This is a genomic window from Niastella yeongjuensis (assembly GCF_900110245.1).
GTDB classification, from domain to species: domain Bacteria; phylum Bacteroidota; class Bacteroidia; order Chitinophagales; family Chitinophagaceae; genus Niastella; species Niastella yeongjuensis.
The window spans coordinates 773,941-788,043 of the sequence record NZ_FOCZ01000003.1; the positions used below are offsets into that span (position 1 = coordinate 773,941).

General features: G+C 43.9%; 12 protein-coding genes. 9 read left to right on the forward strand and 3 right to left on the reverse strand.

Translation table 11 applies throughout. The features are described from left to right. Positions 1-44: 44 nt before the first annotated feature. The 6 genes from BMX95_RS11410 to BMX95_RS11435 all read left to right on the forward strand — a co-directional run bounded on the left by BMX95_RS11410 (position 45) and on the right by BMX95_RS11435 (position 7,891). Positions 45-3,458, forward strand: a complete 3,414-nt coding sequence (locus BMX95_RS11410; RefSeq protein ID WP_242673268.1) for a TonB-dependent receptor — start codon at positions 45-47, stop codon at positions 3,456-3,458. A 6-nt stretch (positions 3,459-3,464) separates the two neighbouring features. After that, positions 3,465-4,988 (forward strand): RagB/SusD family nutrient uptake outer membrane protein, encoded by a 1,524-nt coding sequence (locus BMX95_RS11415; RefSeq protein ID WP_081204584.1) that lies wholly within the window; start codon positions 3,465-3,467, stop codon positions 4,986-4,988. A gap of 10 nt (positions 4,989-4,998) precedes the next feature. Continuing rightward, a complete protein-coding gene (locus BMX95_RS11420; protein ID WP_081204606.1) occupies positions 4,999-5,637 on the forward strand; it encodes a BACON domain-containing protein in 639 nt (212 codons plus the stop codon). 6 nt (positions 5,638-5,643) lie between these two features. Next, complete coding sequence (locus BMX95_RS11425) at positions 5,644-6,486, forward strand: endonuclease/exonuclease/phosphatase family protein (RefSeq protein ID WP_081204585.1); 843 nt, start codon at positions 5,644-5,646, stop codon at positions 6,484-6,486. Between the two features lie 143 nt (positions 6,487-6,629). After that, positions 6,630-7,415: a threonine/serine exporter family protein gene (locus BMX95_RS11430; RefSeq protein ID WP_081204586.1), complete on the forward strand. Its 786-nt coding sequence runs from the start codon at positions 6,630-6,632 to the stop codon at positions 7,413-7,415. Then, positions 7,415-7,891 (forward strand): threonine/serine exporter family protein, encoded by a 477-nt coding sequence (locus tag BMX95_RS11435; protein ID WP_081204587.1) that lies wholly within the window; start codon positions 7,415-7,417, stop codon positions 7,889-7,891. The genes BMX95_RS11430 and BMX95_RS11435 overlap by 1 nt, the downstream gene beginning before the upstream one ends. Positions 7,892-7,987: 96 nt before the next feature. Here the strand turns inward: BMX95_RS11435 and BMX95_RS11440 are convergent, their stop codons facing one another. Continuing rightward, a complete protein-coding gene (locus tag BMX95_RS11440) occupies positions 7,988-10,003 on the reverse strand; it encodes a M13 family metallopeptidase (RefSeq protein WP_081204588.1) in 2,016 nt (671 codons plus the stop codon). A gap of 258 nt (positions 10,004-10,261) precedes the next feature. On the opposite strand from BMX95_RS11440, the gene BMX95_RS11445 reads away from it, so the two are divergent. Both BMX95_RS11445 and BMX95_RS11450 read left to right on the forward strand, forming a co-directional pair. Then, positions 10,262-11,251: an EndoS/ChiA family endoglycosidase gene (locus BMX95_RS11445; RefSeq protein ID WP_081204589.1), complete on the forward strand. Its 990-nt coding sequence runs from the start codon at positions 10,262-10,264 to the stop codon at positions 11,249-11,251. Between the two features lie 244 nt (positions 11,252-11,495). Beyond that, complete coding sequence (locus BMX95_RS11450) at positions 11,496-12,275, forward strand: polysaccharide biosynthesis/export family protein (RefSeq protein ID WP_081204590.1); 780 nt, start codon at positions 11,496-11,498, stop codon at positions 12,273-12,275. Positions 12,276-12,395: 120 nt separating this feature from the next. Here the strand turns inward: BMX95_RS11450 and BMX95_RS11455 are convergent, their stop codons facing one another. Then, positions 12,396-13,100 carry an L-rhamnose mutarotase gene (locus BMX95_RS11455; RefSeq protein ID WP_081204591.1) on the reverse strand — a complete coding sequence of 235 codons (705 nt, stop codon included), beginning with the start codon at positions 13,098-13,100 and terminating at the stop codon, positions 12,396-12,398. Positions 13,101-13,248: 148 nt separating this feature from the next. On the opposite strand from BMX95_RS11455, the gene BMX95_RS11460 reads away from it, so the two are divergent. Continuing rightward, a complete protein-coding gene (locus BMX95_RS11460; protein WP_143067610.1) occupies positions 13,249-13,818 on the forward strand; it encodes a hypothetical protein in 570 nt (189 codons plus the stop codon). Here BMX95_RS11460 and BMX95_RS11465 read toward each other — a convergent pair. Then, positions 13,793-14,103, reverse strand: a 311-nt coding sequence (locus BMX95_RS11465) for a transposase (RefSeq protein WP_143067611.1), incomplete at its 5' end; no start/stop codon positions are given. The two genes, BMX95_RS11460 and BMX95_RS11465, sit on opposite strands and share 26 nt — an antisense overlap.

The window sequence follows — 14,103 nt, forward strand, 5'->3', positions numbered from 1 at the left end:
ACTGAACTCCATATTGCTCAATTTTAAATTCAACTCTCCCCTCCATGAGTACTTACTTAATGGGTAAGCCCTTCAGGCATTTTACCAAAAAGCTAATGGCAATGAAATTGATTATGGTGCTGATGACAGCCGCGTTCCTGCAGGTGCGCGCTACAGAAGCCGAATCGCAGACCATCACTTTATCGGGACGCAACTTTACCTTGAAGGAAGTATTTGCTTCACTGGAAAGGCAAACCGATTATGTGGTGTTTTACAATGTGGCATTATTGCAGCATACCAAACCGGTAACTGTATCGGTGAAGAATATGCCGGTAGAGGATTTTATGAAAATGATTATGACCAATCAGCCGGTGTATTATGAAGTGAGTGGTAAAACTATTACCATCAAAGAGAAGATCAATGCGGAAAAAGGGGTGACGGAACAACCTGCGCCGTCGGTGGCAACAGACCCCGTAACGGGAAAGGTTACTGACGAAGAAGGGCGACCGCTTTCAGGGGCTACAGTAAGAGTTGCAGGCACCAAAAGATCTGTACAGACCAGTTCAACCGGTGAGTTTACCATCGAGGCAAAAAGTGCTGATGTACTGGTAGTATCCTTTGTTGGTTTCGAAGAGAAACGGATACAAGCGGGAAAAGGATCTTTACCGGTTCAGGTAAAGCTGAGTGTGTCTGCCAACAATCTGGAAGAAGTAGTGGCCATTGGTTATGGCAATGCAAGGAAGAAAGACCTTACGGGCGCTGTTTCCACCGTGAAAATGCGCGATCTGCAGAATATTCCGGTTCCCCGTGTTGACCAAATGCTTGCCGGCAGAATTGCAGGGGCAGAGTTTATGTCGACTGATGGCCAGCCCGGTTCCGGAGCCTCTGTACGTATCCGTGGTACCCGGTCTATCACTGCAAGTAATGAACCGCTTTATATAGTAGATGGAGTAATGGATGGCATTAACAGTTTAAATGATTTGAATCCTTCTGATATTGCCAGCATCAGCGTACTAAAGGATGCTTCTTCTACCGCCATATATGGTTCAAGGGGTGCCAACGGGGTAATCATCATTACAACCAAGAGCGGAGCCGATAAGGGTGGTAAAACTGATTTTACAGCCAGAACAAATCAGGGTTTTGCGGAAATGGCCAGCTACCTGAAAGTGATGGATGCTACGCAGTTTGCCCAGTTACAGAATGACCGGTTTTACTTTACCAGTACTGCCAACCAGACAAAGCCACTGGAAGACTATCCCTATCCCGATCCGCTTTCATTGGGTAAGGGCAGCGACTGGCAACGGGCCATAACCCGTCGTGCACGTTTTTCAAATTATGCATTGAGTGCCTCAGGTGGCAATAAAAATACCCGGTACTATTTCTCCGGTAACTATGATAATATCAACGCGGTGATCCTGAACAGTGGCATGAAGCGTTACCAGTTTCGCCTGAACCTCGATCAAACACTTAGTAAGTATGTAAAAGCAGGTGTGCGTTTAAATTATTCCAATGCTAAACAGGAACAACCGTTGCGTTATTTAGGTGCCTATGCCAACTGGAGTGTGAACTACACCATGGTGGCGCCTGTTGTTCCCATCTATAATCCAGATGGTACCCTGAACGACTGGAATTCACAACAATATTCTGGCGCCGTATTCGATTCTCCTATGTTTGAAGCGACACTGAGAAAGAATACCCTGAATGATGGAACACTGGGTTCTATGATGTACATGGAGGTGCAGCCTATAAAAGATCTGTTGCTGCGTTCTACCATTTCTTATTCGAACTATGTGGGTTCTGCTGACGCGTTGGTGCCTTCCACCATGCCCAGCCGGGCTACTACCGGTCCGGCCACTTCTAAAAGTGTGACGCGGAATAATAATCTCCTGAATGAAAACACGATCACTTATAATCACAATTTTGGCAGCAACCATCATTTCAATGCCCTGTATGGATTTACCATACAAAAGCAGAATTTTAACCGGATAGCATTAAGCGGTACCGGTTATTATATAGACGAAACTGCTTTATGGGATATAGGATCTATCCCTAACAAAAACAACCTGACTGTCAGCGGGTCGAAAGAAATGCAAAGCCGCATGTCGCACCTGGCCCGTATCAATTATAATTATGCGGAAAAATATTACCTGACTGCTACTTTGCGCAGGGATGGTGCCTCCAACTTTGCCGCCAATAATAAATGGGCGTATTTTCCTTCAGCAGGTTTTCGCTGGAATGTGCTGAATGAAAATTTCATGAAAGGCGCCAAACTGGATGAATTTGCCTTCCGGCTAAGTGCAGGTACATCGGGTAATGATGCCATTGCCCGGTACCAGTCGCTCGACCGCCTGAGTTCCACTACATCCGGCTACCTGTTCGGTGGTACCCAGCCGGTGGCTTTTTATCCTACCGGATTGGCCAATGCCGGCCTTAAATGGGAAAAGACGAGTACCTATAATGCAGGCGTTGACCTTTCCTTCTTCAATAAACGCCTTGGTGTTACGGTAGATGCTTATAAGAGCAATACCTCTGACCTGTTGCTGACGGTGCAGCTGCCCAACCAGACAGGCTTTGCCTCAAGGCTGATGAATTTTGGTAAAACATCCAACAAGGGTATTGAACTGACGGTTAACTACGATGTTATCCGCAAACGCGACTTTAGCTGGTCTACCAGCTTTACCATTGCACACAATAAACAAATGGTAGATGCGATAGGGCTGGTTGGAAGGGTTGTTACCAACACATATACCTATGGTGCGCAATATATGATCAATGGTTACCAGGAAGGCTACCCGCTGAATGCCGTTTACGGTTTCCAATATGCAGGGGTATGGAAAAGTCAGGCCGAGATAGACAAGAATAAAACAGATAAGAAATATGCTTCGGCTTCAGCGGCTTTTTTAGTTCCCGGGCGTGAACGTTATATCGATCAGAACAATGATGGCTTGTTAAATACCGATGATATGGTATACCTGGGTAATGCCGATCCCGATGTGTATGGCGGTCTTCAGAATACCTTTCGTTATAAAAATGTTTTCCTGTCGTTTTATTTAAACTATTCATTGGGTGGCAGATTGTATAATCCTGCTGAAATGTTTATGGGAACGGGCGTATACCTGAATAATCAATATAGTTATATGACCAATGCCTGGCAGCCTGTACGAAATCCTGATTCAGATATACCAAGAGCTGATTCAAAAGATGAGATCCCCAACGACCGGTTTGTACACGATGCTTCTTTTTTACGGTTGAAAGCAGCATCGATTGGGTATTCATTCGATCTGTCAAAACTCACCAACCAAAAACTGAAATCATTAGCGCTTTCGTTGAACGGCAGCAACCTGTTCCTGTTGAAACACTATAACGGGTTCGATCCGGAGGTGTCTACCCAAAGCAGTAATTCTGCTTTGCGCCGGATAGACAATGGTGCTTTCCCGCCCAACCGTACAATAACATTTACCGCTGAACTTAAATTCTAAAAAAACATGAAACAGATAAAGATCTATTCACTGGCTGTTTTCGCTTTTCTGGCCTTGTGTACCAGTAGTTGCAGCAAGTTTCTGGATGAAAAGCCCGAGAGTTTCACCAATGCGTCTACATTTTACCAAACAGAGGCTCAGGCACAAGCTGCTGTGAATGCCTGTTATCTAAAACTGTACAATATCTTCAGCGGTACCAGTGGCGGGTTGATCTGTGCAACAGAATATACCAGCGACCTGGCTTATCTTACTTCCGGCACGGTAGACCAGGTCTTTGGCATGTCGCCTTCCAATCCCGGATTTGGCGATGATGTATGGACGGCTGCATACAATGGCATTATGATCTGTAATGCCACTATTGCCGGAATTGAAAATTCTACTGCTATTGCAGCCGCAAAGAAACCTGCTTTGATTGGTGAAGCGGCTACCATGCGGGCGATGTATTATTATATCCTTACCAGCATGTTTGGCGATGTGCCTTTTTATACTGATGATGCGAGCGCCAGTTTTGATGCGCTTTTAAAAGTAGCGGTACTGGGAAGAATGTCTGCAAAAGATACCAGAGACAGCCTGATTGCCGATCTGCAGCGCTGGGCGCCCGAATTACCGCAAACAAAAAGTTCAGCCATTGCCAATAACAGGGTAGGGGCAGCTGTTGCGTATATCCTGATCGGTAAGATGGCATTGTGGAACAAAGAATGGGATGTTTGTATAGATGCTATGCAAAAGCTCAAAGGCATTTATGGTGCGCTGTCGCAGTATTCATTAAACGATACCTGGTTCCGGAGCAAGAATAAACCGGAGTCCATTTTTGAGATACAATACAATTATTCTTCAACAGGTATTATAAAGGTGTCTGACGTAGCAACGCAGTTAACCCCAACCCGGGCTACCGGAGTTGCGGTATATGATGGGGTTACTATTTCAGAGCTGGGTACAACAGCTACTGTTTATACTACGGTTACGCCTACCGACTATTTGATCTCCCTGTACGATGCCGCTGATCCCAGAAGAAATATGATTTTGGCATACACCTATAATGGTACCTGGTTCAACAGACCTAAAGCCAATAATTATACCGGTAAGCCATGGCCTGGCCCAAAATTCTGGTGTCCCAATATGAGCCTGGCTAATGATGGGAATAATCAGAAAGTATTCCGGTATGCCGATGCCTTGCTGATGCTGGCCGAAGCAGCCAATGAAAAAGAAGATGCCGCCACGGCGATGCAGGCGCTCAATGAAGTAAAAGCAAGGGCTAAAGCCGATTTTGTATTGGCAAGCTATCCCGGCAAGGCAGCGTTTTTGGAAGAAGTAAAAAAAGAACGTGCCCGCGAATTGATGGGAGAATATGGCCGCAAATGGGACCTGGTACGCTGGGGTGACTTTTATACACGGGTAAGCGCTACATCAGCAACTGAAGTGCAAGCCATTAAAACAAATCTGCGCCCCTACCATGAGTATTATCCGATACCACAGGCAGAGATCGATCGTTCAAAAGGAGCCCTGACAAATGATGCGTATAATTTATAAATTCAAAATCATGACCCGAATAATAATAATAGCCTTCGCCTTTTTAATAACGCTGGTAGCAAGTTGCTCAAAAAAGGATGACACATTTAAAACATATCTTGCGCTCGATTCAAGATTTATAATACTAAATGGGCCAGCTGATACCACGAAAATGATCATTTATTCAGACAAAAGCTGGACTGTGGAATCGATCGATGATACACCCTGGTTAACTGTTCAAACGGGATCAGGCAGCGGTGTTGCGTATGCTGTTGTTGCCGTGACTGATAACAGCGCCAACCTGCCCCGTATTGGCCGGTTGCTGGTAAAAGCAGGCGACAAAACAGATACCATCAGGCTGGGACAAAGAGGTATAGTACCTAAGATCAGCATTACCGCTACAGCTGTATCGGGGGGCGCTACAGGCGGTGCCATACAAACACCTATCAGTACCAACCTCCCATTGGAGCTTATGACTGTAAACTACAACTACGATGCCAATGGAACGGACTGGATCTCAGGCCTGCAGATCGATAATAGTAATTTGTCATTCAATGTGGCTGGTAATAGCACGGCCGCAGCCCGCAGCGCTACTATTTTACTGAGCTATCTCGATGCAGTAGGTACCACCACTAAAGATTCAATTAAAGTAAATCAGCCCAAGCAATAAGATCTAATGAAAAAGAAACTAATACTGTTTTTTACGGCCATTGTATACATGGCAAACATTATGGCGCAATTATCCGGTACTGCCCCGTTGAAGTTAAGGGTAGGGTCTTATAATGTCGGACACTTTAACCAGGGTATGAAGGGGGGACTGGAAGTAAGAGGAAAAGCTTTTTATCCCGATAATAAAGAGGTAACCGGAAAATACATCCGGCAGGAAATGTTAGGCTGGCGGAAATGGATCGGTGAACAAAGCCTGGATTTTTTTGCCGTACAGGAGTGGAACCGGTATTTTGACCAGGACAGCACATTCATTGCCGAAAATGAATTGCTGAAGCCGTACTACAACAACGTTTATTTTGGCGATGAGCATGCCTGGATCTACAATGGCATTGCCACCAATTACCAGTTGTTGAATTGTCAGCAGAAATATTGGTTTCAGGATTATTATGCCATTAGCGGTGAGTTGAAAGTAGGGAATAAAACAGTTCATATTATAAGCACCCATATTCCCTGGCAGGTGCAGGGGCATCTTCCGGCATTGGATTCGATCATTGCCACTTTGAAAAAATATGAATATTTCATTTGCTTTGGCGATACCAACTCTTCAGATGCTGAGATTTTACGCTTTCAGGCTGCAGGTTTTAATATTGCCAACGGCGGAAGCCAGGGTTGGTTTGCCACCGCATCGGGAAACATTAAACTGGATGGTATGAAAGATGGCCTCAATCGCCATATAGATAATATCATTACCAGTAAAAATATCAAGATCATGAATGTAATGGCACCTAATACCGGGCTAAATGACCTTGATCATTTGCCCATTATAGCGGATGTGATCATTACTCAGTAGTAAATGCTATTAGTTATCTGTTTATCACTTTTTATTTTACGGTAAAACAGTAAGCCTGCCTTCAGCCCAGAAAAAAATATCGTAAATTTTGTTATGGCGTCAAAACTGGCATACGGGGAATGAAATGAAACAGGGATAAGTATATGGAAGCTGGTTATTTAAAAACAGTGAATGAAAGCAATGCATTTGGTACTTTGTTGCTCGATGTTGGGATCTCTCTTTTACAAGCTGGTGCCAATAACGACAGAGTAAGGGTAGCCATGTCTGAACTGGCGGCGGTTTACCAGTATGTACCGCATATCATCGTTGCGTCCGGATCGGTTTCTCTTGTTTTAGATGATAAAGAGGGGAATACCCTATTCAATGATATTCGCAGCACTTCCATCTCCGGCATCAACTTTACCGTAATTTCAGGGATAAGCAGGTTAAGCTGGGTGGCGGCTGAAAAAGGCTGGACAATACTGGAACTAAAGAACGAATTTATTAAGTGCCAGGCAGCTGGTCATTATTCCCGGCTGATCATTCTTTTTTTTATGAGCATTGCCGGCGCCGCCACGTGTTATACCTTCGGCGGCGGGTATATTGAAATGGCCATCACGTTCAGCGCCACCTTTATTGGCTTGTTTGTAAAACAGCAATTGACAAAGTCAAACCCCAATCCTTTTATCTGCACCTATATAGCAGCAGCGGTAGCCTCCCTTTTTACCGGCTTCTTTAATTTTGCCGGTTTAGCTGTCACGCCGGTAAATGCCTTCTCAACCAGTGTGTTGTTTCTCATTCCGGGTGTGCTGTTGATAAATTCTTTCGCCGATCTTATTGAGGGAAGCACGGTGAGTGGAATAGTAAGAGGAGTCAATGCCCTGATACATATACTTGCTATCGCCTTGGGTTTATTAACCACCATTGTCATTTTAAATCTGAAAGGATAATGCCGGAACTGTTAAATGTTTTATTCAAATCTTTTTGGGTTGGCTGTGCTGCCTTTGGCTTCGGCATACTTTTTAATGTGCCAAAGAAATACCTGGCTGTTGTATGGTTAGGTGGCGCCATTGTAGGATTTATCAAATTCAGTGTATTACTCTATATTTCCTCTTCCATAATACTGGCCACATTTCTCGCAGCGCTGGTAGTAGGTATTTATAGTGTGATCATAGCTTACGTACGTAATGAACCACCCATGATTTTCGCTATCCCCCCGGTTATCCCCCTGGTTCCGGGTGCGTTTGCTTATCGCACCATGTATGGACTGATAAAGTTGACCGGTAATGTAGATGCTGAATTTTCCCGTACACTTTCAGAAACGGTGCGTAATGGGGCACTGACTCTTTTTATCATCATGTCATTTACTATAGGCGTGATCATACCTTATGAGATCGGAAAAGAGATTTCCAGGAAAATCAATTAAAAGAGATGGAATAAAAAATACGGCAGGCGAAATCATTATATTTCGCCTGCCGTTTACGTTTTTCGAGAGCTGCATAACAGTCCTTCCAAATTCGATTTACCAGATCCTGATTTGTTTATCGTTAGCGAGATACATCTTGTCAGTTGGTTTTACATCAAAGGCTGAGTAAAAGGCCGGGTGGTTCATGAGTGGGCCATTCACTCTCCACATGGGTGGCGAATGGGGATCGTTGTTTATCCAGTAGCGCAGGTATTCGTCTTTCATTTTCACCCGCCAGATCTTGGCTACAGAAAAGAAGAATCGCTGAATGGGGGTGAACCCGCCGATCTTCGTGGTATCCTGTCCCTGTTTGGTCATTTTAAAAGCATCAAACGCTACCGCAACGCCGCTTATGTCCGCTGTATTTTCTCCAACTGTAAGCGCGCCTTTTACATGAACGCTGTCAAGCACGGTGAATGTAGAATATAGGTCAATGACCTGTTGGGTTTTGGCCTTGAACTTTTCATAGTCTTGCTTTGTCCACCAGTTTTTTACATTTCCGTCTTTATCAAACTGGGCTCCCTGGTCATCGAAGGTATGCGTCATTTCATGCCCGATTACCATCCCAATACCTCCATAGTTAAGCGCGTCATCGGCATTGTTGTCAAAATAAGGTGACTGCAGAATGCCGGCCGGGAACACGATCTCATTGGCGTAAGGATTGTTATACGCTGTGACTGTGGATGGGGTAGTGAACCACTCTGTTTTATCAACCGGTTTTCCCAGTTTGGCCAGGTCATACTGAAAGTTGTTCGCAGCGGCAGCTATCACATTCTCAAAATATTTATTCTTTACAATAGTCACTTTACCGTATTCGCGCCACTTATCAGGATATCCGATCTTTTTAGTGATGGCAAATAATTTCTCTTTTGCTTTTTGCTTGGTGCTGTCACTCATCCAATCCAACTGGTCAACCCGGTTGGAAAACGCTTTCTGCAGGTTATTCACCAGCTCCAGCATCCGCTTTTTAGCAGACTCCGGGAAATATAGTTTTGTATACAATTGTCCCAATGCCTGCCCCAGATAAGTATCTACCGCGCTGGCCATGATCTCGCCGCGTGATTTTTGTACGGTTTGTCCCGTTAAGGCCTTGTTATAGCCAAAGGATGCATCTACAAAAGGCTTGCTGAGGTAATCTGCATAACTATTGATATAATTTGCTTTCAGGTATATTTTCCAATCCGCCAGCGGGATCGATTTCAGGAGCGTGTTTAGTTTATCGTAATACTGTGGCTGGGCCACATCCAGGGAGTCCATAGTGGCGCCCAGATTCTTGAAGTAAGTCGTCCAGCCGATATTGACCTGCTGTTTATTTAAATCGGCCAGGGCCATTTTATGAAAATTGCCTTTTATATCCCGTGTTTCAATATTGGTTTTATGTGACGCTGACAGTTGTTTTTCGATATTGTAAACAAGCGCTGCGTTTTTTTGTGCCAATGCGGGATCGCTTCCAGTCAACATAAAAAGATCAGCGAGGTATTTGGTATAGGCTTGCTGGATAGCAAGGGTGGCAGAGTCGGTTTTGAAATAATAATCCCGGTCGGGCATGCCGATACCCGTTTGAACAATATGCCCCATATTCATACTGCTGTTTTCCTGATCGGGTGCTACCTGAAACGCAATGAGGGAGAAGTTGGACAATTGGGTTTGTGCCGCGATGAATGAAAGCATGTCAGCTATACTGGTGAAGCCATTGATCTTATCCAACCCGGTTTTGAGTGGCTCAAAGCCACGCTGGTTGATGGTATTGGTATCCATTCCGGAAGCAAAGAAATCACCGATCTTTTGTTCCAGGCTGCCCGGCGCATTGTTACTTTTCGATACGCTGTCCAGGATACTTTGTAACCGGAGGCGCTGCTGAAAGTTCATGAACCGGTAGGCACCTACGCCCGACTGGCTTGACGGTATTTGCACGGTATCATACCATTTAGCATTTACATATTTGAAAAAATTATCACCCGGCTGGCGGGTTGAATCTATCCCTTCAATGGCTATGAAGGGTTTTTCGGTAGTATTTGTTTTACAGGCAACAAATGAAACTAAGGTGACTGATAGTAAAAACCAATTTCTCATATCGATTTAGTTGGTGGCGAAACGATGTTGAATATGGATAAAGATATCATTTTTGGTTTATAAATAAACAACTAAGGCATTCTGTACAGGCTGCGCCCACATATATAAAATTGCAATAATTTCGTCCGGCAACATTCCATTTCAGTGCCGAATAAACGAAGTAAAGGAGCATATAGTCCACCCAGGTAGTAGAGCCATTTTCGATTTTGCGCTAATTTTGTGATCGCACAATCAATTCCAACACCAAATTTAACGATTATGAAACTTCATCTTGCCTGCAACCGGAGGTGGCTTCACGCTGCCGCCGTGTTGTTGCTCTCCATGAGCATGAATTCCTGTTCGAAATTGGGTTTGAAGGACGACCCGTCTTCCTTATCCGGCAGTGGATCAAACCTTCATACTGAATTGGCCGTTTTTGCCATTCCCAGTCCACCCAATCACAAAATAGTTTATTACGCATTTGATGCAACGCCTACCGGCACTCCGGCCGTAAAGCTTCCGTTAACCAACTTTGCGAACGCAGCCAATGAAGTGGTCCTCTTCGAGGGAACGCCCTGGGAGATGGCCGATTCGGTTCATTACGGCAGCAGGAGCAGTTATATCCTTACCGTTAATCCCAACTACACCTCTTATGCTTCCATTATAAGAGATGCAAGGGTCCTGCAATCGCGTGGGGTTAAGGTACTGTGGAATGTAGATGATGCCAATTCGTGGAATACCACTACTCCTTTTACCACGTACAACGGAACGAAGTTGAACTATCACCAGTTTGCCGCATTTGTTAAAGCCTGCGTTGTCGATTCGCTGCATTTTGACGGAATAGCCCTGGATGTAGAGCACATGGGCAATACGGCCGCCAACACCAACTACACCAACCTGATTAAGGAATTCGGATTGTATTTTGGGCCGCGGTCTTCCAATCCCACCGGCACCATTTATACCGCAGCGATTTACGACGGTGCACGGGCCGGTTTTGCTATCGGTCAATCCACTACCGTTGCGGCCTACCTAAACTATGTAGAGGACATGGGCTATTTTGAAAACAATACTACACGCTTCAACCGCTGGGCTAATGTTATAGGGGCTTCGAAAACGATGATCGGGGTTTCCAAACAGTATAATAGCCTTAGTAATGCTACCGCTGCGGCGGCCTGGGAGCCAGCTGGTGGTACCAAAGCCGGTATTATGGTGTTTGCGGGGAATGTCGATTCTTCCTATACGAATAAAATATTCAGGGCTGTAAAATAGATTATAAAACAGAAGTCCCATGCTGGTGATACCGGAATGGGACTTCTGCTCTTTTTTGGTGAAGGTTTGAATAAATACCCTTACATTTACTGATATAACGTATCCGCTGTTCTTCCACTACCCGCTGTTGATCCATTTATCCAGCTCCAACAAATCCAAAGTTATTTAATCAAATTCCAGATAATGGGATTATGACAGGCGAAGCCCTTGAGTTTTAAATAACAACCTTCATCAAATAATATTTATGGAACCGACCAAAACCTGGTATGCCCTCGCCGGGGTGATATGCGCATTCTTAGTTTCTTCCTGTGCCAGTACCAACAAAGTCGTTTATCTGAAAGATGCCAAAGATTCGGAAGTGACTATTTTGGAAAAACTGGAGCCTGCTATTCAAAAAAATGACCTGCTTAGCATTACGGTTACCAGTCCTAATGCTACAGCCAGCCAACCATTTAATACAACCGTAGCCGTAACTACTCAGGTGATAGGTTACACCAGCACCCAGGCCTCTGGTTACCTGGTTGATCAGGAAGGTTATATTGACCTTCCTATGCTTGGCAGGGTAAAAGCAGCAGGGTTAACTAAAAAGCAGTTAAGAGAAAAAATAACCACCATCCTCGTTGAAAAAAAATATCTCATGCAACCCGTGGTTAACGTGCGATACCTGAATTTTAAAGTAACGGTGTTGGGTGAGGTTGCACGCCCCATGGTCATCAATGTGCCTGACGAAAGTATAAATATCCTGGAAGCATTAGGGTTTGCCGGCGACATGACGGTGTATGCGAAAAGAGATAACGTGGTATTGATCAGAGAAGAGGGCGGGAAACGAATAACGAAGCGGCTTGACCTGAATTCAAACCAGGTGCTGCAATCGCCTTATTATTACTTAAAGCCCAATGACATCATTTACGTAGAGCCCTCTAACGCCAAAGTTAACGCTACGGGAAATGCCCGGATCTGGGTGCCTGCTCTTCTTGCCGGGCTTTCGGCAGTTGTTGTAATTGTAGATAATGTAGCAAGATAGTAACTGCTCAATTTATTGCTATACTAAAAAGGTTTCAAAAGGATCGCCTAATCGCGGTCCTTTTTTTATGCGCTATGAATGGGCTTCTGATTGCCTTTCATTATTTGGAGTTGCACTTTTTTATTTCGCTTGTTCAAAAAACACCCACGTTTCTCCTGGTTTGGTACCACTGATTCCTTCCTGGTATTGTGCCATCATTTTGTTCCAGTCATTTACGCGTGGATTATTTTCGGTGGTCTTGCTATTTATTTTCTCAAAATCAGCTCCTTTAGGAATGCTGATAACAAGCATCAACTGCCTGCCGTTCTTAAAGATCAGCAACTGTTGAAAACCGGCATTACAAAAGCCTTGCGAGATCTCGGGCCATTGTTTGAATTGGGTGGCATGATGTTGTAAATACTCCCGCTGCTTTATGGTATCGGATACCAGGTTGGCGGTAAGGATGATATGCTCCCATTCTTTGGCCGGTGTTTTATTACTGCAGTTGTCCTGATTACTGAATAGGTAAAAAGGACTTTCATACAATTTTACTGTTGCTGCGGGAAATAGCTGCTGCAAACGTTGTTGGTTATTCCTGACATTGGGTATGTGGCCAAATATTACGGCCCGGTTCTGCCATTGGTAAACCGACGACTGCGGGATATGATGACTTTTGCAAAAGGCTTTTATCTTTTTGATATCGGGGTGTGCAGTAGCTGAATATACAATTTCTATTGCTTCAAATGGATCGCCCCCGGGAGAAGGTTTGGCAACAGCAGCCTGCGTAGCGCATGACAGGGCTGATAAGAGAATACAAAAAATTAATCTGTATAAAGTAGTGATCATATGGCTGGTTTACAATCAAAGATAAACAGCCCGGGGCAAATAGTAAACTTTTAACCCTAGCCCTGGAAATTTCACTAAAAAGGGCCGTGATTATAAAGTTTATGAAGGATATGAAGTATTTTACCGGTTATAAGTAAAGATGAGCGTTATGATAATTAATGAAATGATGGATTTATTTTGGAATCACACAATTTCAGAAGAAGAGATACTTTCCAGCTACCGCAATAAGGTAACATACGCTGATTTTAAAACAAGTTTGGAAACAGCCAATCAAAACAAAGATAAAAAACTGCTGAAAAACACTTTTTTTGTGGGTTTTTGGTTTGATTTTTTTGATGAAGGGACTGGAACTATTTTAAAAGATCTAATACTGGGTAACTGGCACAGCAAGCATGAGGATATAGCCGGAATTTTCCAGCGTATATTCCATACGGAAAAAGAAAGTATTCCTGTTTTATTGAAAGCAATAGATACAATACCAGAATATTTACAGCAGGAGGATTATAAATATCCCTACATCCGTAAACTCATTTATGCAATAGGGGCGCAGCCTGAAATGGATAATATCGAGGCATTAAAAAAACTGGCTCAATCAGATGATGAACAGATAATAGAATTGGCGTTACATCAGATTAAAAAAAGAGGAGAACTCGGTAGATGGGATCAAGTTAAATTTTTGGGGGATTGGGTTTTTACGCATAGATTTTCTGGAGTCTGAATAAGAAGAAGTTAATATCTCTTACACCTCTGGCAGAAGCCCTAAAAGATTTTATTTTGGCATTAAAAGCTTCAGCAGAAGCGTTGGTACTTCTGTTGTTAAAGTAGTTGAGTATAGTCAAATAGTGGGTTTCAATTGATCTGGCAACGGATCTGAAAGAATCAATACCAGCGGCTTCTACTTCATTATACCATAAAGCCAGCTTTTTAAAAGCCTCTTCTTTGCACTTGCAGGAGTTAAATATGATAGTCAGTTTCATTGATAGATCATAGGCCGCCTTTATTG

Coding starts and splice junctions, on each gene's coding strand:
- BMX95_RS11455 (WP_081204591.1), bottom strand. CDS start 13,100: ATGATCACTACTTTATACAGATTAATTTTTTGTATTCTCTTATCAGCC.
- BMX95_RS11460 (WP_143067610.1), top strand. CDS start 13,249: ATGATAATTAATGAAATGATGGATTTATTTTGGAATCACACAATTTCA.
- BMX95_RS11420 (WP_081204606.1), top strand. CDS start 4,999: ATGACCCGAATAATAATAATAGCCTTCGCCTTTTTAATAACGCTGGTA.
- BMX95_RS11440 (WP_081204588.1), bottom strand. CDS start 10,003: ATGAGAAATTGGTTTTTACTATCAGTCACCTTAGTTTCATTTGTTGCC.
- BMX95_RS11415 (WP_081204584.1), top strand. CDS start 3,465: ATGAAACAGATAAAGATCTATTCACTGGCTGTTTTCGCTTTTCTGGCC.
- BMX95_RS11435 (WP_081204587.1), top strand. CDS start 7,415: ATGCCGGAACTGTTAAATGTTTTATTCAAATCTTTTTGGGTTGGCTGT.
- BMX95_RS11425 (WP_081204585.1), top strand. CDS start 5,644: ATGAAAAAGAAACTAATACTGTTTTTTACGGCCATTGTATACATGGCA.
- BMX95_RS11450 (WP_081204590.1), top strand. CDS start 11,496: ATGGAACCGACCAAAACCTGGTATGCCCTCGCCGGGGTGATATGCGCA.
- BMX95_RS11445 (WP_081204589.1), top strand. CDS start 10,262: ATGAAACTTCATCTTGCCTGCAACCGGAGGTGGCTTCACGCTGCCGCC.
- BMX95_RS11410 (WP_242673268.1), top strand. CDS start 45: ATGAGTACTTACTTAATGGGTAAGCCCTTCAGGCATTTTACCAAAAAG.
- BMX95_RS11430 (WP_081204586.1), top strand. CDS start 6,630: ATGGAAGCTGGTTATTTAAAAACAGTGAATGAAAGCAATGCATTTGGT.